Below are 18,521 nucleotides of genomic sequence, written 5' to 3' on the forward strand. Positions count from 1 at the left end.
GCTGCAAGCAAAAAAATCCGATGCCCGCGAGGGCATCGGATTTTTTCATTTCTACTATGCGGCCCGGTGCAGGCTGCACATCGGCAAGACTATATCTTGCCGAGCAATACCAGGATCAGCAGGATGACCAGTACAGTACCGATGATACCCGACGGGCCATAACCCCAACTTCTGGAGTGCGGGAATACTGGCAATCCGCCAATCAACAGCAGAATCAGAACGATGATCAGTATGGTGCCCATGGCGATTTCCTTATTTGGACAATGAGATGATTCGTCAGCGAGCCAGTAGCACTCGTCCGCCTAATAGCTCGGACTGTGACCTGCCGTAAAAAGTCCCAAAGATTTAAAAATGTTTCGGAGCTGGGTCTGGGCTGGCGTATTCTCGCGGGCTGATATTGGCTCTGGAGAGTTCGAGTGCTCAATTATGTGTGGTTTTTGCTGGCCGCCCTTTTCGAGATCGCCGGCTGCTATGCCTTCTACCTCTGGCTGCGGATGGGCAAGAGCGCGCTGTGGGCATTGGCAGGCGTGCTGAGCCTGACCTGTTTCGCGCTGCTGCTCACGCGCGTGGAAGCCGCCTATGCCGGCCGTGCGTATGCAGCCTACGGTGGCATCTACATCGTCGCTTCGCTGGGGTGGCTGGCGGTGGTCGAGAAAGTTCGGCCGCAGACCTTCGACTGGCTCGGCGCAACGTTGTGCGTGCTGGGGGCGAGCATCATCCTGTGGGGGCCGAAGCTGCAACAGGGCTAGGAGTGGCGAGTGTGGCCAAGATTGTAAATATCCATACAAAGAAAGCCTGAAGTGTATGGATCGGTACAACTAAGTGACGGCTTGCCTGCTGCAAGTGCGAAATATCTGACAGGGAATTTACTAACTTTCGTAGGCTTAAACTGTATTGCTCTGCTTGCCTTGTGATGGTCGAAAACAGGGTCCACCCTCAAGAAGCATTCATTTGAGGGAACAAAGCCATGCTGGTATTGACGCGACATGTAGGCGAGCTGATCTCGATCGGCGATGACGTCTGGATCAAGGTGCTGGACGTGCGGGGCAACACCGTGCGCTTCGGCATCCAGGCGCCCAGGGACGTGGAAGTGCACCGTGCCGAGGTCTATCGGCGAATCCAGGAGAAGCACGGCAAGCATGCCAAGGAGGTGCCGGTGGTGTGACGCTCAGTCGAACAGCTCGGGCGCTATGTCGTGCTTGAGCATCAGCGTGCACTGCTGGCTCTCCGGATCGAAAACGATGAACGCCTGTTTCTTGGCCAGTGCATGACGCACGCGTTCGACCCGGGTGGGCAAGGGTGTCTCATCGCCGTTGTCGGTTCCGTCGCGGGTCACGAAATCTTCGATCAGGCGGGTCAGGGTGTCGGCTTCGAGGTGGTCGTAGGGAATCAGCATGTTCGGCGCTCACAGGGTAGGCCGGCATTGTAACAGTGCCGCGCCTGCCCGAGGCCCCAAGCCAGGCAGCGGCAAGGGGCAGGGCGGCGGTGGTCCGGTTGGATCGGGCCGATCAATGGCTGGATTTCTGCCCCAGCACGTCTTCGACCGCAGGTACGCGGGTGTCCGATTCCATCTGCGCGTCATGCTCCAACTGATGACTGAAACGCTCGAGCGAGCCGTTGTTCGGCTTCGCATCGCTGGCGAACACCGGTGGGCTCAGCATGTAGGCGGTAAGAATGCGGCTCAGCGCGCTGAGGCTGTCGATGTGCGTGCGTTCATAGCCATGGGTTGCGTCGCAGCCGAACGCCAGCAGCGCGGTGCGAATATCGTGGCCCGCCGTGACGGCCGAATGAGCGTCGCTGAAGTAATAGCGAAACAGGTCGCGCCGCACCGGCAGTTCGTTCTCGTCGGCGAGCCGCAACAGATGCCGCGACAGGTGATAGTCGTAGGGGCCACCGGAGTCCATCATGGCCACGCTCACGGCGTGCTCGCTCGAATGCTGGCCGGGTGCGACAGGTGCGATGTCGATGCCGACGAACTCACTGACGTCCCACGGCAGAGCCGCCGCTGCGCCAGAGCCGGTTTCCTCGGTGATGGTGAACAATGGATGGCAATCGATCAGAGGCTCGTAGTCGCTCTCGACGATGGCCTTGAGCGATGCCAGCAGCGCGGCAACACCTGCCTTGTCGTCCAGATGGCGGGCACTGATGTGGCCGCTGTCGGTGAACTCGGGCAGTGGATCGAACGCCACATAGTCGCCGATGTTCACCCCCAGCGATTCGCAGTCGGCACGCGTCGCGCAGTAGGCATCCAGGCGCAACTCGACATGGTCCCAGGTCACCGGCATCTGGTCGACGGCGGTGTTGAACGCATGCCCGGAGGCCATCAGGGGCAGCACGCTGCCGCGGATCACGCCGCTGTCGGTGAAAACGCTCACACGGCTGCCTTCGGCAAAGCGGCTCGACCAGCAGCCCACCGGCGCCAGTGACAGGCGACCGTTGTCCTGCACCGCCCGTACGCTGGCGCCAATGGTATCCAGATGCGCAGACACAGCGCGGTCCGGTGAATTCTGCTTGCCCTTGAGAGTCGCGCGAATGGTACCGCGGCGTGTCATTTCAAAGGGAATGCCCAGCTCTTCGAGACGTTCGGCGACGTAGCGCACGATGGTATCGGTGAACCCGGTAGGGCTGGGAATGGCGAGCATTTCCAGCAGCACTTTCTGCAAGTACTGGATATCCGGTTCGGGAATTTTGGCTGTCATGGAAACTCCTGAGGTGGATAGGGTTATGGGGACCGCTTCGTCACGATCCCGGTAGCGTTTCAGCGCGGAGCCTGCGCAGGTCACCCCGGCAGGCTCCATGCGGGCTTTTACCTGGGGCCGCTGTGCGGGAACAGCAGATCGACGAAACGCTCTGCCGTCGGTTGCGGTTCGTGGTTGGCCAGGCCCACGCGCTCGTTGGCTTCGATGAACACGTACTCCGGCTGGTCGGCGGCCGGAACCAACAGGTCCAGACCCACCACCGGGATGTCCAGCGCGCGAGCGGCACGTACCGCTGCGTCGGCCAGTACCGGGTGGAGAATCTGCGTGACGTCCTCCAGATGCCCGCCAGTGTGCAGGTTGGCCGCTCTGCGCACTGTCAGCGTCTGGCCGCTGGGCAGAATGCTGTGCATATCGAAACCGGCGGCCTGCACGGTGCGCAGGGTTTCCTGGTCCAGCGGAATCCGGCTCTCGCCGCCAGTGGCCGCCTGGCGACGGCGGCTCTGCACATCGATCAGCGTGCCAATGTCGGTGTGCCCGTCTCCAATGATCTGCGCCGGCCGGCGGATGGCTGCCGCAACCACTTCGTAGCCGATGACCACGATGCGCAGGTCAACCCCTTCATGGAAGCTTTCAAGCAGGACCCGGCTATCGAACTGGCGAGCATGCTCGATGGCCTGCTGCACCTCGTCAAGTGTGCTCAGGTCCACGGCCACACCGTTGCCTTGCTCACCGTCGAGCGGCTTGACCACCACCCGGCCATGTTCGTCGAGGAAGTCCTGGTTGTCGTCGGCACTGCCCGCCAGCTGCTGCGCCGGCAAGCTCAGGCCAGCGGCCCGGAGCACCTTGTGGGTCAGGCTCTTGTCCTGGCACAGGGTCATGCTCACCGAGCTGGTCAGGTCGCACAATGATTCGCGGCAACGGATGCGCCGGCCACCGTGCGCCAGCGTGAACAGACCAGCCTCGGCGTCGTCCACCTGCACATCGATGCCCCTGCGAAACGCCTCGTCGACGATGATCCGCGCGTAGGGATTGAAATCGGCCTGCGGACCGGGGCCCAGGAACAGTTTCTGGTTGATGCCGTTCTTGCGCTTGATGGCGAAGGTGGGCAGGTTGCGAAAGCCCAGCTTGGCGTAGAGGTTCTTGGCCAGGCGGTTGTCGTGCATCACCGACAGATCGAGGTAGGCCAGGCCGCGGCTCATGAAGTGCTCGACCAGATGCCGCACCAGCACTTCGCCCACACCTGGGCGTGTGCAACGTGGGTCGACGGCCAGGCACCACAGGCTGCTGCCTTTTTCCGGATCTCGAAAGGCTTTGGCATGGTTGAGGCCCATGACACTGCCGATCACATGCCCGGTGTCTTCATCTTCGGCCAGCCAGTACACCGGCCCGCCCTGATGTCGTGGGGTCAGCAGGCTCTGGTCGATGGGCAGCATCTTGCGCTTGAGATAAAGCTGGTTGATGGCCTGCCAATCGCCATCGCTCTGCGCCCGACGAATACGGAACCCACGAAACACCCGCTGCGCGGGTCGATAATCGCTGAACCACAGGCGCAGGGTATCGGACGGATCGAGGAACAGTTGTTGAGGCGCCTTGGCCAACACCTGCTGCGGCGCGGCAACGTACAGAGCGATGTCCCGCTCACCCGGTTGTTCGTTGAGCAGCTCGGCAGCCAGGGCGTCCGCGTCGGGGTAGGTATGCCCGATCAGCACGCGGCCCCAGCCGCAGTGCAACGGTCGTTGTTGCAGGTCGTCGCTATGGCCTTCTTCGGCCAGCCGCGCCTGCAAGCGCTCGTAGGACGGCGACTGGCCGCGCTGCAAGCGCTGGTTGAATGCCGTGGCATGAGCTTTCATCAATCAGAGTCCTTGTTCGCTGAGCCACAGGTTCAACGCCGCCAGCTGCCACAGCTTGGAGCCGCGCAGCGGCGTGAGCTGGCCTTGCGGATCGGTCAGCAGACGGTCGAGCATGGTCGGGTTGAACAGGCCGCGGTCCTGGCTGGGGTCCAACAGCAGGTCGCGCACCCAGTTGAGTGTGTCGCCTTCGAGATGCTTGAGGCCAGGCACCGGGAAATAGCCTTTCTTGCGGTCGATGACTTCGCTCGGAATCACCAGCCGCGCCGCTTCCTTGAGCACCTGCTTGCCACCATCGGGCAGCTTGAACTTGCCCGGAACCCGAGCGGAAAGTTCGACCAGTCGATAGTCCAGGAACGGCGTGCGCGCTTCCAGGCCCCAGGCCATGGTCATGTTGTCGACGCGTTTGACCGGGTCGTCGACCAGCATCACTGTGCTGTCCAGGCGCAAGGCCTTGTCCACCGCTGCATCGGCGTCGGGCATGGCGAAGTGCTCGCGCACGAAGTCACCGGCAGCATCGTTGGCGGTCAGCCATTTGGGTGCCACGGTTGCCGCGTAGTCGTCGTAGCTGCGGTCGAAGAACGCATCGCGATAGGCCTGGTACGGATCGCTGGCGCCGTCCACTTGTGGGTACCAGTGGTAGCCTGCGAACAGTTCGTCGGCGCCCTGGCCGCTCTGTACGACCTTGCAATGCTTGGCAACTTCCCGCGAGAGCAGGTAGAAGGCGATGCAGTCGTGGCTGACCATCGGCTCGCTCATCGCGCGGAATGCGGCGGGCAGCTGCTCGATGATCTCTCGCTCCTCGATGCGCAGCTGGTGGTGCTGAGTACCGTAGTGTTTGGCGATCAGGTCGGAATACTGGAACTCGTCGCCACGTTCGCCGCCGGCATCTTGAAAGCCGATGGAGAAGGTCGACAGATCCTTCACGCCCACTTCGCGCAACAGACCTACCAGCATGCTCGAATCGACGCCGCCGGACAGCAGCACGCCCACATCCACGGCGGCCCGCTGGCGAATGGCAACCGCTTCGCGGGTGCTTTCCAGCACACGGTCGCGCCAGTCTTCCAGGGTCAGGTTGGCTTCGTCGGCATGGGGCCCATAGGGCAAGGTCCACCACGTTTGCTGTTCGGTCTTGCCGTTGGCATCGATGCGCATCCACGTCGCTGGCGGCAGTTTTTCGATGCCCGCGATCAACGTCCGTGGCGCAGGCACTACGGCGTGGAAGTTCAGGTAGTGGTTCAACGCCACCGGGTCGAGAATCGGGCTGATGTCGCCACCCTTGAGCAACGCCGGCAGGGCCGAAGCGAAGCGCAGGCGCTTGTCGGTGCGCGACAGGTACAACGGCTTGACGCCCAGACGGTCGCGGGCAATGAACAGACGTTGCGTGTCGCGCTCCCAGATGGCAAAGGCGAACATGCCGTTGAGCTTGGGCAGCAGTTTTTCGCCCCAGGCATGATAGCCCTTGAGCAACACCTCGGTGTCGCCGCCCGAATAGAAGCTGTAGCCCAGCGCTTCCAGCTCGCTACGCAATTCGGGAAAGTTGTAGATGGCACCGTTGAACGCCAGGCTCAGGCCCAGCTGGGCGTCGGTCATCGGCTGCGCGGAGCCGTCCGACAGGTCCATGATCTTCAGGCGGCGATGGCCCAGGGCAATCGGCCCTTGCGCCTGAAAACCCCAGGCGTCCGGCCCGCGTGGGGCCAGTTCATGGGTAATGCATTCCACGGCCGCAAGGTCCGCAGGTTGAAAGTCGAAGCGCAACTCACCAGCTAATCCGCACATGTTGCTTAAACCCTAGGTATTCCGGCGCGTTTGTCGCTATTGGCTTTGTGCACGTACCAAATCCGTACCACTTTCGAATCTGTCCAGCTTCTCAAGCTCTGCCCAGTCGCTCGGCGAGCTGATCCACTTGGCGTATGTCGAAAGCAGCACCTGCACGCTGTGCCCAAGCTGCGAAGCAATGAAAGCCGGGTTCATGCCGGCCATCAGGCACATCGTCGCGTACGTGTGTCGCGTGTCGTACATTCTGCGGCGCCGAATCCCTAGTTTCCGCAGCACGCTGAGCCAATAGCGTTTTGGACCTGTTTCAGATCGGACGAAGAGCTCACTTCTATCCCCCGATCCTTCTGGCGCGAACACGTAATCAGAACGCGCCTCGGTCAATGATCTGGCTTTTTCGAGTGCCTTCATTGCCCGATCGTTCAACAGAACCTCCCGAATGATCTTCGTCTTGGTCCGCTCCTGGATCTTTCCGTGAATGCGAATGCGGCACACACGGGCCGTTCGCTTGCGCTTGTCAATCTCGCTCCAGCGCAGTGCCAGCGCCTCTCCCGGCCGCATCCCGGTGTAGAAAGAGAACTCGAAAAACACTGCATAGATCTGCTGCAGTCCGCTGGTGATTTCGTACAGTTTGGTGATGATCAGGTCAGCCTCTGCGCGCGTGAAGGGATCGAGCTCGCGCTTGGGTACCCGACTGGGCGGGATGGACAGAGCAGGGTTCCTGGTTATCAGCTCGTCACGAACTGCCTGGGTGAAAATCGTCTTCACAAGCCTCACCGCATCCTTTCGCCGCACAGGAGAGGTCCAGGTGATGTCGTTGACGATTTTGCGCATCAGCGATGGCGTGATCGCATCCAGTGGCCGGTCAGCCAGGTAGGGGACCCAGTAGTTCTGTAGGGTCGACCGGTAGTTTTTCCGGGTGGTGTCTACGATCTGCAGGCTGTCCAACCAGTCCTGGGCGTAATCGAAAAAGATGGGCGCGGCCTGCGCGGAAAAGTTGCGAGACGATGGAAACAGCTCGGCGTACTTCTGTGGGGTAAGTGCGCCGAGCTTGTCCAGCTGTTTTACTTGAGCACGAAGGCCCGCTGCGGCAGCGATCCCTTTCGGGGTCTGAGGGAAGGCGAGCGTCTCGCAGCACCGCTTTTTGTTCCAAGAGAAGCGAATTCGGATGGATTGCCCGACAAGCTCAACCCCTGTTGGGAGGTCCACAGGCTTTCTACCCATTCGTCGTATCTCCGTTTGCTGTAAATGATTCGTCCATCAATTTTCGTCCAAACCCCTTCGGGAATGACGTTCCTCTCGCGCTTGCGCTGCAGAGCCTTGGCCGTGGTGCCGATGAGCTCCGCCATCTTCTGTTCGGTCACCTTGTCGTGACCCGTGTCTTCCGCCAGGTTCTGTATTGCTGCCATCTTCAATCCTCCTGACGTTTTAAGTCGGCGGCGCCGGCCGGTGCGCTGTTCTGTACCTCGATCATGTCGGTCATGGCGTCACCACACGGCGAGCCCACCAGCACACCGGGCCGTCATCGGTATCGTGGATGGCCAGGCAGAACCAGCCCTCTCCATCAGGCCTGTCTGGCTCCCAATAGCTGCAGTCGGGGTCACCTGCTTCGAAGTAGCGTTCAGATATCGCTTCGTCGCTGTGGTATTCCAGGCTGACCATTTCCACCTGCAGGCCCTGCTCGGCGATCCAGGCTTTACAGCGCTCGCCATCGCCCTCATCAAAGTCGGGCAAATCAGAGTGCTGGAAAAATCCGTTCTCATCGCGGGTCACAGGCGCCGGTTGTACCCGTGCATTTTCTTCAGGCATGACTTCGTCCTCACCGCTACAGCGGCTGACTTTGAATTGAAGGGGAAGGGGTTACTTGGCGATGACGTCGGCGCTTTTGATGAAGCGGCCGAGGGGGCTTGCGATGATGCAGCCGAAGGCGAACCACATCGCCAGGACAAGGAGGACGATCAGGGCGGTCACGATTGCTGCTCCCCATCCGCGCAGCTGGTGCAGGTCTTGTGCGTGAAACCGCATACGGTGCTTATCAGGATCTTTCTGCTCCCTCGACACTGAGCGCAGCTGGGGCTGGCAAGGTAATCGCGCACTTTCGCGCGCACGGGCCTGATGGACTTGAAAGCCGTGGCGCCCTGTTCCAATGCTGGCAGCGACTCTTGCATCAGTGCCTTCGCTTCGGCCAGGCGCTGCTGGAGGGCGTCATTCCGCGCGCGGCCTTCGGTGCGTCGCGCCCGTTCTGCCTGATAGGCGCTGGTCATTCGGGCCACATCCTTCTGTAACTCCGCCTCCCGCGCCCACCCTTCATCGCGCTGCGCGGCGAGGGCGTTGTAGTCGCCAGCATGAACCCATAAGCCCGGGCGCGGATCGTCAGCTATGGCCTCCCGCCGCAGTCTTTTCACCGTTGAGATCAACTTACGCATTTCCCTTCCTCGCTTGTGCATACCGCTGCTGGCGCTTCTTGGAGCAGGAGCGGTGGTTTCCGCGGGCGCGGTATTGGCCGCATTCGTCGCACACCCCATTGAGTTCGAGGCAGGGCGTGGGCATGGCGCTGGGTGTGGTGGTGCGGCGCAGGGCGGTCATGCTGCTACCGCGCCGCGCTCTGTGATGCTTCTGGCGGTGGCGACCCTGATACCCAGCTCACCAGCGAGCTTGGTTTCTATTCGGGCTCCCCTAGAGTTGCTCCAACCAGGAAGCCATACCAGCAAGTCGCAGGTCATCAGCTGTGCGATATCGCGCCTCATGCACTCTTGCCATGTTCCGCCGTTGGGATTGATCTCGGCAGGGCTGACGACCTCATAGCCCAGAGCGCGCAGCCGGGCCGTCTCAGCGGCGAAGGCGGGGTAGTTGAATTCTGGTAGGCCCGTCATAGGTCCGCACACGTAAATACGTGCGAATGAGCTTTCTGTAGGCATAGAATCGTCCGTCGTCTAATCTCAGATTTTTGGAATGGAGGCTTGAAATGAGTGAGAAGAAAGTGGTGAGCGAAGTGGATTTGGAGAATCTGGACACCAAGCTGTTTCACGAAGTATTGCTTGTACAGTCGCCTTCAGATCAGGCCGGTATTGCTGTGTACCAAACGCCACGAATAGCGCAGTTCGTATCACCTAATGTCGAATCAAAGGTCACTCAGACCAACTACTTGCTGGTCGTGGTTCCTGATCCTGATGACTTGGAAACCCAGAAGCGGATTCTCTCGAAAGTGCTAGCTGCTCGGGCCAACTAGGCCGAGCGACTGGACTCACTTGTACGGCTCCTTGTCAAGGATCTTTCGCCCAGGCCGGTGCCGCCATTAGCGAGATATCACTGCACGAGAAATACGCTACGATCTCGTCGTCTGGCGGATCAAAGCGAAGGCTGTATTGGGTTTTGAGGCCCCGTGGCTGTTTATTTTGATGAGTAGGCATAGGCAGCCTTTTCAGGTGGCGACCTACGTTGAAATGAGGTATTTGTAGTGCATCTGGCACAAAGCCAGGATAAGGAGTGAAAATGCCAGCTGGGACTTGTAAACTGTGTAAAAGTGATGCGGATATCAAACTTAGTCACTTCATACCGAAATTTGTAGGTAAGTGGGTAAAAGAGACATCCGCGACAGGCTATATTCGATCGAATAACAAGATAAATAAGCGCGCTCAAGACATTATCAAGGATTACTGGCTTTGCGAAAGTTGTGAACAGCTTTTTTCTGGTTGGGAACGTGAGTTTGCAAATAAGATATTCTATCCTTTTGTCAGTAAAGGGGAGTCCGAGGCAAGGTATGGAAGTTGGCTCTCTAAGTTTTGTGCATCGCTGTCGTGGAGAACGATGACATATGTGAGGAGTCAGAATGTAGTTCGATCTGATCGGGTTTCTCAGACTCTTGATGAGGCTGAGCGGGCGTTGTCGTCATATCTGTTGGGCAAAAGTACAAATTTAGGTAAATATGAACAGCATCTTTACCCGCTGGAAGGGATTTCCGAAACTAGTTTTGCCGGTGCCCCACCAAACTTAAACAGGTATCTCTTGAGGACTATGCAAATGGATCTTCTCGAGACAGACAAGAACTCAATGGTTTATACCAAGCTTCCAGGCTTTATGCTTCTGGGCCTCACAGGGCACGAAGAATCAAGCCGTATGAGGTCAAGTCGCGTAGCCCTAGCTGAAGGTCGATTGTCTCCGCGGGCTTATTTCTGGCCGACTGGCTTTGCCGGATACCTTTTTGATAAGGTTAGAAGTATCGAGGAGACTTATTCGGGTATGGATAAAATGCAGAAAGATAAAATAACACAATCTATCTTGGATAATCCGGAGCGATTTATGGCGTCGAAAACTTTCGAGGCATTTCAGTATGACTTTGATATGTTTGGCAGCAAGGCATTTTCCAAGCCGAAAGGCTCTTGAGGTAGATTTTTCCTGATGCCGGTTGCGCCTTGCATATATTAAAATGATGGTAAGTTTGTCTAAAGATACTTTCTTAAAGACAGACATGAGAGTGAATTAGGCGAGTGCTCACCTATGGATATCTATATTCCATAGTAGTGTATTGTAAATTTTTCCGGGCTGGCACTTAGGATTTGTTCATGCCAGTCCCCATTGCAGGACCCGTATAGGCGTATTCCGGCGAATGCGAAAATTATAGGTTGCGGTATTAGAAACTATCAATTCCGAAGATGAGAAAAAATGAGTAAGCAAGCGAAGTCCAATGATGAAATTGCAAAGGTGCTAGGGTCGCCTGTAGGTTTCGACATATCCGAAACGGCATCGAAGCTGCGCCGCAATTTGCTACTAGTCTCTGTCGTGGTGATAGCGCTAATAGTAGGCGATGTTCAGCCAGGTTCGGAGGTTTCGGTGTTTGGTATAAAGCTTACAGGGTTAACATCTTATAAGATAATGGTCGGCCTTTGGGTGCTTCTGGCATATAACCTGATTCATTATTTGTGGTATTGCTATGAGTTGTACTCGGAGTGGGCATTGCGCATCACAGGTACCAGGCTGGCGTTCGTGACCGGTGGTAAATATGGGAAATTAGGTGCTGACTATCCTGATGATCCTAGGCAGTCTACCCTGTACACTTGGTGGCTTCAGCAGTCAACATCTATGGTCTCATACAACGAGTTATTGTATCGCGTAGACAACTCTATACAAAACTTTAGTAAGCATACTGATCGGCTGCAGGCATTAGATATGACTACCGCGGGGACAGTAAGTACATCCATCCAAGGGATGAGGGACACGCTCGAACAGGCAAGGAATTGTCTAGCTTCCGTAGAGGCGGTTCTAACAGATGCTCGAGTACCTGAATCACTCCAACGCTTCGACAACCGCTTTAAGATGCTTCTGAAGTCGCAAAATCTGCGGTTGGTTCTCGTTGAGGTAGCAATGCCCATCGGACTCGCTTTGATAGCAGCCTTCTATCTGTTTAGATTTTTTATGGCTGACTAGAAAAAAGCGTATCGTCCGCAGGTGATTTTTATTCAGATGATAAACGCAGAGATCAACGATTTTCTTCAGACGAAGGCGTCTCAACACTGCCTGCGGGCGTGCTACGCGCGTTCGGCAATCTAGACTGGGCGGATGCTTCGAGCAACCCCCGGCGTCTTTGTAATAAGCTTCAGCTTCACCAGTGCACCAAGGCGCTCGGCGACGCAGTTCGGCGTGACGCCTGCAGTAGCAGCAAGTTCGGCAATGGTAGGGGAGTACTGGTGAGTCTCGATATACTCTTTGATGTGTTTGAGGGTTTCGAGTTGAACTTCACTGGGCTTCTTGCTGGCTGGCATTGATTGCCTCCTTCGATTGCAGGGTGGGCGGGCCCGCTACAGGCCCGCGCATTTTTAACGTGGATCGAACGAGCCCAGTGCAAGGCTCGCCGCTTCGCCAATCTTGTCCTCGAGGACCGCTTTGAATTCCTGGGCGATGTCCTCGCGCTGGACCTCTTCACCGATCCAGCGCAACTTCAGCACCGGCTGTTGGCCGCTGGTGATGACCGAGAGGCGGAATTTGATCTGCTGCTCAGTCAGGCCCTCGAACGGGATGACATTGAACAGCAGTGCCACCGGCAAGATTTCCTTGCTGCGCGCCTCGATCTGGTCCATGGCGCTGCGGCTGGCGCTGGTATCCCCGACCGTTGTTTCCGATTCGCTGGTGGCCTTCACCGTGATGGTGCGCACCGCGGCGATAGCCTTGGCGATCGCGATGGCAGTTTCGTTCTCGTCGACCGGGGTCAGGTACTGGTGCCAGTCCTCGATCCAGTCGCTCATATCCTTCTGGGTCATCGCTTTGCCGTTGACCAACTGAGCGGCCTTGTAGCCTGCAGATGGCTTCAGCTTGAGCAAGGCACGGTCATCAGCGTGGCCCGGGCTGATCTCGTCACCGATGTTGAAGAAAAGAGAGCAGGACATCTCGTCCTGGTCGATAAAGCCCTTGGCGCCGGGCATGTTGCGCTTGATCACATGGCCAACGAAGTCAGCCAGCGAATGGGTAGAGAAGGTGCCGCGGAAGCGGCTACGTCCGGCCATGTAGCGCTCAAGGTCGGCTACGCTCACGGCGTCTGGTATCAGCGCGACAGGCGTGTTGGTGGGCAGCATCTTTCCGGCGGCCGAAAGTGCGGTCTCGGTAATCTGCTGGATTGCATCTTTGGTCAGGGACATTCTTCTATTCCTGGTGGTGGGGTTCGAGATCAGGTGCGGGGTTTGATCGGGGCGTCTTCACGACTGAACAACTGGTCGTGCTTCTCTTGGAAGAGGCTGATGCGCCCGCCGGAGCCAACGTGCATCGGCGTATCCAAGCTGGTGTTCTCACTGCGCGTGCCCCGCTTGGTGGGCACCTTGTAGTCCAGCTTGTGCTTGATCTTCACCTGGTGGGATTCGCCGATCTGGCTGAAGTCCAGGGTGATGACCAGTTTCCCGGCCTTGCCGTGGTCGACGACGCCCGAGGCGACTTCGGACAGGGCGTGGCCGATCTGGCTGGCGAAAGCGCCGCCGTTCAATTCTTCGAGGAACTCGGCGGTATCCGTGGGTGTAGGCATTACGTATCTCCAGGCGATGTAGTTCAGCTAGCCCAGCGGGTGCGGTACTTCACGATGTCGCGAGCAGTGGAAACGCCGCACCCATACTTGGCCGCCAGGTATTCGTAGCCGCCAACGCCCTCTTCATACTCGGCGCGCATGGCGGATACTTGTTCAGTAGTGAGCTTTGCCCGCTGGTGGCTGGCGCCGCAGCGATGGTTTGTGTGGTTTCGAGTGATCTTTTGCATAGAGTTCGCTCGCGGGTATATCTAGCCAAGCCAGACGGCGACGCTGGTGAACGCGGCGGTTGATCGTTCGCTTCAAAGCCGATGCCCGATCGCAATACCGTTCTCACTGGCCATCAGCCGGATCCGCTTTTCGCAGGTGCCCATGGCTTCTGCGGCTTCCTTCACGCTGTAACCCTGATCGGCCAGGTAGCGCAGGGTAGGCGCGTGCTTGTCTCGCTCGGTGCGCAGCTTGGCGTGGTGATTGGCCATGGTCTGGCCACCGATACGCTCGCCTGAAACACCGATGGGCACGACCTCAATCGCCTTGCCGGCAGCGAAGAACTGGTCGATCTGGCTCGACAGGCGCTCGATGCTGAGCTGCCGAGGATCCTGCTGCGGCCCGATCACTGCACACCTGCCGTGGCCGCCTTGGCGTCGGCACGCGCTTCCAGTTCCTGGGCGAAGTTCACCGCGGCTTTGTAGGCGAAGCGGAAGCCCCGCACGCGGCCGGTGGCCAGCTCAACAATGTGGTAGGCCTTCTCGCCCTTGGTGACCACCTGGTAGCGGATCTTCTGCACAGGTGCCTCCTGCCCGATCATGGCGTACATCTGCTCGGTGGCGATGGTCATGCGAGCTCGCAGGGCCTGAAGGCCTTCGTTGCGCGCCTGGATACGTGGGTGCATGTCTTTCTCCTTGTCTGAAGGCATTGGTCAGGACCCTGGTGCAGGGTGCTGGCTCATATCGACGGCCAAAGAAAAGCCCGGACATGCCGGGCTTTGCGCTCAAGTGGTACCACCCTACGAGAGCGGTGCGTGCTGCCCTGGGCGGGCGCTGGTTTATGGCTTCATGGGTCAGCCCTCCATCCGTACGCCGCTGTGGATAGGCAGCGGCACCTCTCAAGCGCTGTACTCGAACGACTCGGCCTTGCGAATCACCCGGGCCTCTGCCACGCGGCGATCAGGTGCGCCGTGGTTGTGTCCGAAGGCTGCGAAGCAATTGGCGAGCGTGGTCGTGGGCGTGAGCCGCCGACTCCAAGCTTTGATCCGCATACTTGCGGTCACCTAGTGCTCGAAATCTTCTGGCAGTTGCAAGATGGTTGTGAGCCAATTGAAAGCAGTCTTGAACCGCAGATAGAGGCCAGGTTTCTCCCAATCGTCGGCCGGGCTGGCGTTCTATTCGTCTGGCCATGATGGCGTCCTCGGTTGTGCAACCGCATTGGTCGGATGCCAGGCAACAGGGACCAAGCTGGGCGTGAATAGCCAGCCTGGCACCCGCCGATGCGGTCGTAAGGTTTGGGGGTAGGGGTGATGCAGGGGGCCGCGTTGCGCGGTGCAGAATCGTCCGCATCCCGCTGCGCACTCGACGAATGCGCAGAAGTGATGGTCAACCTGATCCTGATTAGCGGGAATATCAGGTAGGTCGACTCCTACCCGTCAAAAAATCAGTTCGTCCAAGACGGCTTCGGCCTTCTCAGTGATCCGCACCCGCTCGCCTTCCATACAAACGAAGCCATCACGGTGCAGGTATCCCCAGAGCCTGTGCCCAATGGGGCCGTAATGGTCCAGAAAGGTGTCGAGCCTGGCGCTATGGCCTAAGCCGCGAATGTATTCAGCGGCCACCTTCATAATCGGTGTCATCTCGCAGGGATGGTCTGCGGATAAGCGAAGTGCTGTCATTTTGCGCTCCCAGCTTTGATTACAAGAGAGGCAAGGTGTACGGCTACCAGCGAAGCAGTGGTAATGAGCCGCAAAGTTCGGTTGCCGAGATCTGCCACCAGAATGGCGCGAGAGGTGTCAATCTTGGCTGCTGCGGGGATGCGAAACATTTTCTTAGATCGCATATGCGTAGCCCTCGACGCGACGGCTGATGCGCAGCTCGGCGGTACGGCGTTCCGGAGCCCGACGGTCACGGCGTATTGACTGGTCGTCAATGGCACTGTGAATAGCAATCAGCGCCGCTAGGACGATGCACATCGGCGATATTATCCGCCGTTTAATTGCCTCTGAAACCAAAGCCGTCTGCCGGTGCACACCCAGCTTGTACATAGCGTTGCTCAACCTCTTAACCACCGTGCCTGGCGCTATACCCAAGAGTTTCGCAATTTCTTTTGCTGTCATGCCTTGCGCCGTAGACAGCACGCACTGCAGTTCGCGAGTTGCCAGCCCCATACCGAGGTGGCCCTTCCAATTGCCGGTAATGATCGTCGAATCCATGTTGAATCCTCGGTGGTGTGGGGCTGCATTGGAATGTCGGGCCTGACCAAGATGCCTACTACGTCCGCCCGTTCGCATACAAACAGTTGGCCTGGATCAGCTTTTTTCACGGGGCGCCGACATTCCGATGCAGCCTTTTGCAAGGTGATCGGGCCGTCTCTTCCGGCTGTCATCCAGTCCTCGGCACTGGCGCCGCTCCGTGCCCGCCGCTGATTGCAGGTCGTGAGTAGTCGTTGGTTTGGGCCGTGAGCTTCCTCCCCGCGGCGTCAATCAGCATCTGTTCGCCGTGGATCGCAGGTCTATACAACATGCACGCTGCAGCTCGTTTGCCCGGGGAAGTGGGGCAGGGTGCATGAGGTCCGGCGCCCCTCAATGCCGAAGCTCGGGGCGCTAATTCGAATCGATGTGTCTCCCTTCTGCCGCTGGGATTCGCGGGGCGCATTGCTTGCCGGGTCTTTCGTGCCAACTGGGCTTAACGGTTTGAGCCTTTCGCTCTCGATCAGCCGTACAGGGTCGTCCCTGTCGTGGGCAGCCTTTCGGGGCTGTCTAATCGCCGGTCGCCGGTAGAGGCAATGCGGTCTGTTGTGTTTTAGCGTTGACTGTTAAAGAGCGGTCGGCCCGTAGGCCGTCGCCTGTACGTCGGCGATGTGAGAAAATTACAGCATGTAATTATCATGGTCAATACGCCGTGTAATAAATATCTGAAAAAGGGTCATGCGTCTGTTTCGGTAGGTGCTACCCAGGCAATTCGGACGACGGAATCACTGCTCTCCGTGATGCTCACGCCCTCCTGCTCAGCAATGTCGCTACGGAACTTCGCCCAGTCCTCCGCATTTTCGCCCTCGGCAATCGAGATGGTGAGCTCTCGAGACTTTTGCGCTGCGGGAGAGTTGATGAGCCGAGTAATTCGCGTGCACATAGCGCTGTAACTGGACGGGGTGGTTGTCGCACGTTTCGTCTTTGCCACTGGGTACCTCCTTGGTTTGCTGTATGGATATACAGTAAATTTCCTGTGGACCAAAGGCAAGGGAAAGCAGTACAAATTCTCCTTCCGCTGTGGAGCGGGCGTAAAAAAGCCCGCGCTTGGCGGGCTGTCTTATACAAGGTTTGGAGGCTCTAAGGCTTGTAGCCCGAAGCGTTGGTCGAGCGAACGCAACCGTTACGATCGAAATTGACGTTAAACGCTTGCTTGTAATGATCGCTCCAGTAGGTTGTGCTCCCGGCGCCAGCAGATCGCTTGTCTGTAGCGTTTCCGTAGATACTTTCTACCTGCGCTCTTGTCATTCCTGGCTGAACAACGCCTTGCACTTTGGCTTTGCGTAAATCCTGATCACCCAGCCCAGTAGAGCAGCCTGATGGCGTGGCTGCGCCTTTTGAATCTGAACGCGGCACTGCAGATGTTGTTCGGTAGGTGTCTGCCGTCTCCAGCCTCACCTTGGGGCGCGCCATGGTCGTTTCTTCTCCCCCCGGCTGATCGTAGGGTTGCGCGCGGACACAACGTCATCCAGCGCGTGGTGCGATGGGCAATTCGCGTTAGCCGTAAATGTGATTTTCCCTGCAGCGTCCACGCACTTGAACACCGTCTGCCCGCTGGCAGCGGTAGCTGTGATAGCGCACAGTAGCGCAAGCAATGATCCGGATAGATAGGGCAGTGACTTCATGCAAAATCGTCCATGACGTTGTTCCTATTCTGTGGCGAGAGAAGCGGTTACAGCTTCCCCATGACTCGAACTGCTACGCCGATGATTCGACAATCTTCGCCGCACTCAACCATCTTATAGGCTGGGTTAAGGGGTTTGAGATAGCGGATCCCGCCATCCTCGACCAGCTTCTTGAAAGTAGCTTCGTTGCTCGACGGCAGCTTGGCAATAACCAGTTTACCAGGCTTCACGTCAGCCTCTGTATCGACCAGGATCATCATTCCTTCAGGCACACTCGTTCCCGTAGGTGCGGTCATCGAATCTCCCTTCACATCAAGCCAGAACGCGGCGCCCTTCGAGTCGTAATCCGAAATCTCGTACCTGTCGGAAAATCCAGGTGGGAACGGTTCAATGGCTTCTGCCCAAGCCCCTGCTGATACCCAGCTTATGACCGGGTATCTGAAAGACATTTTCGGCTGAATCGTGGCGGCCACGTTGCTGGGTTCCGGGGCGGCGCCAACGTTCATCCTTGGAAGGTCCAACTCCTTGAGCACTTTCTGAATCATGTCCAAAGGGGGTTCACGCCGACCACCCAGCCAATGTGCAATCGCGCCCTGAGTTACGCCCACGCGCTCAGCCAAAGCCTCTTGTGTGACTTTGAGTTCTTTCATCCTGGCCTTCGCCAGCTCATACCAAGTTTTCATGCGCGCATCATTACGCTCTGTATTTAGGGCTTCAAGTGACATAGCGTAATAGTTCCTTGCCTGCCATAATTACTGAATGTAATATCCCCGGACACGCACGGAGACTCCATATGTCCAACATGAAGACGATTCGCGAGCAGGTTGACATGACGCAGTCTGCCTTGGCTGAAGCTGTCGGCCTCACGCAGGGCGCAATTGCCCATTACGAAAATGATCGCCGCAAGCCAGGGCTCGATGAATGCCGCCGGATCGTTGCAGCGCTAAACCAACGCGGTGCAAGGGTAACCCTCGATGAGGTTTTTCCTCCATCGAAGGCAGTGGCCTGACTGGTACCAATTCTGTACCTGCTGGCGCCGCGGCAGCAGTGGAATGAAATAGCTGTCGTTTCATCCAGTACTAGAAACAGCAGACGAAAAAAAACCGCCTGGCA

Annotated in this window: 27 protein-coding genes; 6 read left to right on the forward strand and 21 right to left on the reverse strand. The window is 57.9% G+C overall.

Going from position 1 to position 18,521, the window contains the following annotated elements; genetic code table 11:
- Positions 1 to 89 precede the first annotated feature (89 nt).
- Positions 90 to 248 carry a DUF3309 family protein gene (locus ONG87_RS05615; protein ID WP_122479270.1) on the reverse strand — a complete coding sequence of 53 codons (159 nt, stop codon included), beginning with the start codon at positions 246 to 248 and terminating at the stop codon, positions 90 to 92.
- 168 nt (positions 249 to 416) lie between these two features.
- On the opposite strand from ONG87_RS05615, the gene ONG87_RS05620 reads away from it, so the two are divergent.
- Both ONG87_RS05620 and csrA read left to right on the forward strand, forming a co-directional pair.
- The gene (locus tag ONG87_RS05620; RefSeq protein ID WP_185793917.1) at positions 417 to 749 is read left to right on the forward strand and encodes a YnfA family protein; all 333 of its coding nucleotides are present in this window, start codon (positions 417 to 419) and stop codon (positions 747 to 749) included.
- Between the two features lie 218 nt (positions 750 to 967).
- Entirely contained in the window at positions 968 to 1,165 is a 198-nt protein-coding gene (gene csrA, locus ONG87_RS05625; RefSeq protein ID WP_192104083.1) for a carbon storage regulator CsrA, read from the forward strand.
- 3 nt (positions 1,166 to 1,168) lie between these two features.
- Here csrA and ONG87_RS05630 read toward each other — a convergent pair whose 3' ends face one another.
- From ONG87_RS05630 to ONG87_RS05665, 8 genes are all read right to left on the reverse strand, one after another.
- The gene (locus ONG87_RS05630) at positions 1,169 to 1,396 is read right to left on the reverse strand and encodes a YheU family protein (RefSeq protein ID WP_192053776.1); all 228 of its coding nucleotides are present in this window, start codon (positions 1,394 to 1,396) and stop codon (positions 1,169 to 1,171) included.
- Positions 1,397 to 1,508: 112 nt separating this feature from the next.
- Entirely contained in the window at positions 1,509 to 2,699 is a 1,191-nt protein-coding gene (locus ONG87_RS05635; RefSeq protein WP_122479267.1) for an osmoprotectant NAGGN system M42 family peptidase, read from the reverse strand.
- A gap of 107 nt (positions 2,700 to 2,806) precedes the next feature.
- Positions 2,807 to 4,549, reverse strand: coding sequence for an N-acetylglutaminylglutamine synthetase (gene ngg, locus ONG87_RS05640; RefSeq protein WP_264382370.1), 1,743 nt, complete (start codon positions 4,547 to 4,549; stop codon positions 2,807 to 2,809).
- A 3-nt stretch (positions 4,550 to 4,552) separates the two neighbouring features.
- A complete protein-coding gene (locus ONG87_RS05645) occupies positions 4,553 to 6,325 on the reverse strand; it encodes an N-acetylglutaminylglutamine amidotransferase (RefSeq protein ID WP_264382371.1) in 1,773 nt (590 codons plus the stop codon).
- A gap of 36 nt (positions 6,326 to 6,361) precedes the next feature.
- A complete protein-coding gene (locus ONG87_RS05650) occupies positions 6,362 to 7,546 on the reverse strand; it encodes a site-specific integrase (RefSeq protein WP_264382372.1) in 1,185 nt (394 codons plus the stop codon).
- Between the two features lie 255 nt (positions 7,547 to 7,801).
- Complete coding sequence (locus ONG87_RS05655) at positions 7,802 to 8,131, reverse strand: hypothetical protein (protein ID WP_264382373.1); 330 nt, start codon at positions 8,129 to 8,131, stop codon at positions 7,802 to 7,804.
- Positions 8,132 to 8,289: 158 nt separating this feature from the next.
- Positions 8,290 to 8,748 carry a hypothetical protein gene (locus ONG87_RS05660; protein WP_264382374.1) on the reverse strand — a complete coding sequence of 153 codons (459 nt, stop codon included), beginning with the start codon at positions 8,746 to 8,748 and terminating at the stop codon, positions 8,290 to 8,292.
- A 156-nt stretch (positions 8,749 to 8,904) separates the two neighbouring features.
- Positions 8,905 to 9,240, reverse strand: a complete 336-nt coding sequence (locus ONG87_RS05665) for a DUF4406 domain-containing protein (RefSeq protein ID WP_367400458.1) — start codon at positions 9,238 to 9,240, stop codon at positions 8,905 to 8,907.
- A gap of 47 nt (positions 9,241 to 9,287) precedes the next feature.
- Here ONG87_RS05665 and ONG87_RS05670 point away from each other — a divergent pair, with 47 nt between their 5' ends.
- The 3 genes from ONG87_RS05670 (at position 9,288) to ONG87_RS05680 (ending at position 11,746) form a co-directional block, all read left to right on the forward strand.
- Positions 9,288 to 9,551, forward strand: coding sequence for a hypothetical protein (locus ONG87_RS05670; protein ID WP_264382375.1), 264 nt, complete (start codon positions 9,288 to 9,290; stop codon positions 9,549 to 9,551).
- A gap of 263 nt (positions 9,552 to 9,814) precedes the next feature.
- A complete protein-coding gene (locus ONG87_RS05675; RefSeq protein WP_264382376.1) occupies positions 9,815 to 10,705 on the forward strand; it encodes a hypothetical protein in 891 nt (296 codons plus the stop codon).
- 279 nt (positions 10,706 to 10,984) lie between these two features.
- Positions 10,985 to 11,746, forward strand: a complete 762-nt coding sequence (locus ONG87_RS05680; RefSeq protein ID WP_264382377.1) for a hypothetical protein — start codon at positions 10,985 to 10,987, stop codon at positions 11,744 to 11,746.
- Between the two features lie 119 nt (positions 11,747 to 11,865).
- On the opposite strand, the gene ONG87_RS05685 is transcribed toward ONG87_RS05680, so the two are convergent.
- From ONG87_RS05685 to ONG87_RS05730, 12 genes are all read right to left on the reverse strand, one after another.
- Entirely contained in the window at positions 11,866 to 12,081 is a 216-nt protein-coding gene (locus ONG87_RS05685) for a LexA family transcriptional regulator (protein ID WP_264382378.1), read from the reverse strand.
- Positions 12,082 to 12,135: 54 nt separating this feature from the next.
- The gene (locus tag ONG87_RS05690) at positions 12,136 to 12,951 is read right to left on the reverse strand and encodes a YfdQ family protein (RefSeq protein WP_264382379.1); all 816 of its coding nucleotides are present in this window, start codon (positions 12,949 to 12,951) and stop codon (positions 12,136 to 12,138) included.
- Positions 12,952 to 12,980: 29 nt separating this feature from the next.
- Positions 12,981 to 13,328 carry a hypothetical protein gene (locus ONG87_RS05695; RefSeq protein ID WP_122715706.1) on the reverse strand — a complete coding sequence of 116 codons (348 nt, stop codon included), beginning with the start codon at positions 13,326 to 13,328 and terminating at the stop codon, positions 12,981 to 12,983.
- Positions 13,329 to 13,351: 23 nt separating this feature from the next.
- Positions 13,352 to 13,555 carry a hypothetical protein gene (locus ONG87_RS05700; RefSeq protein WP_264382380.1) on the reverse strand — a complete coding sequence of 68 codons (204 nt, stop codon included), beginning with the start codon at positions 13,553 to 13,555 and terminating at the stop codon, positions 13,352 to 13,354.
- 72 nt (positions 13,556 to 13,627) lie between these two features.
- Positions 13,628 to 13,942, reverse strand: a complete 315-nt coding sequence (locus ONG87_RS05705; RefSeq protein WP_264382381.1) for a hypothetical protein — start codon at positions 13,940 to 13,942, stop codon at positions 13,628 to 13,630.
- Positions 13,939 to 14,217, reverse strand: a complete 279-nt coding sequence (locus ONG87_RS05710; RefSeq protein ID WP_264382382.1) for a hypothetical protein — start codon at positions 14,215 to 14,217, stop codon at positions 13,939 to 13,941. The genes ONG87_RS05705 and ONG87_RS05710 overlap by 4 nt, the downstream gene beginning before the upstream one ends.
- Before the next feature lie 750 nt (positions 14,218 to 14,967).
- Positions 14,968 to 15,210: a hypothetical protein gene (locus ONG87_RS05715; RefSeq protein ID WP_264382383.1), complete on the reverse strand. Its 243-nt coding sequence runs from the start codon at positions 15,208 to 15,210 to the stop codon at positions 14,968 to 14,970.
- A gap of 153 nt (positions 15,211 to 15,363) precedes the next feature.
- Positions 15,364 to 15,747 (reverse strand): helix-turn-helix domain-containing protein, encoded by a 384-nt coding sequence (locus tag ONG87_RS05720; protein WP_264382384.1) that lies wholly within the window; start codon positions 15,745 to 15,747, stop codon positions 15,364 to 15,366.
- A 712-nt stretch (positions 15,748 to 16,459) separates the two neighbouring features.
- Complete coding sequence (locus ONG87_RS21125) at positions 16,460 to 16,666, reverse strand: DUF1654 domain-containing protein (RefSeq protein WP_367400474.1); 207 nt, start codon at positions 16,664 to 16,666, stop codon at positions 16,460 to 16,462.
- A gap of 197 nt (positions 16,667 to 16,863) precedes the next feature.
- Positions 16,864 to 17,196, reverse strand: a complete 333-nt coding sequence (gene bamE / locus ONG87_RS05725) for an outer membrane protein assembly factor BamE (RefSeq protein ID WP_264382385.1) — start codon at positions 17,194 to 17,196, stop codon at positions 16,864 to 16,866.
- Positions 17,178 to 17,408, reverse strand: a complete 231-nt coding sequence (locus ONG87_RS21130; protein WP_367400459.1) for a DUF4124 domain-containing protein — start codon at positions 17,406 to 17,408, stop codon at positions 17,178 to 17,180. The genes bamE and ONG87_RS21130 overlap by 19 nt, the downstream gene beginning before the upstream one ends.
- Positions 17,409 to 17,455: 47 nt before the next feature.
- A complete protein-coding gene (locus tag ONG87_RS05730) occupies positions 17,456 to 18,133 on the reverse strand; it encodes a LexA family transcriptional regulator (RefSeq protein WP_264382386.1) in 678 nt (225 codons plus the stop codon).
- A gap of 68 nt (positions 18,134 to 18,201) precedes the next feature.
- Here ONG87_RS05730 and ONG87_RS05735 point away from each other — a divergent pair, with 68 nt between their 5' ends.
- On the forward strand, positions 18,202 to 18,417 hold the full coding sequence (locus tag ONG87_RS05735; protein ID WP_264382387.1) for a helix-turn-helix transcriptional regulator: 216 nt from the start codon (positions 18,202 to 18,204) through the stop codon (positions 18,415 to 18,417).
- Positions 18,418 to 18,521 lie beyond the last annotated feature (104 nt).

Origin of the sequence: Pseudomonas sp. MM227 (assembly GCF_947090715.1) — a bacterium.
Lineage (GTDB): Bacteria > Pseudomonadota > Gammaproteobacteria > Pseudomonadales > Pseudomonadaceae > Aquipseudomonas > Aquipseudomonas baltica.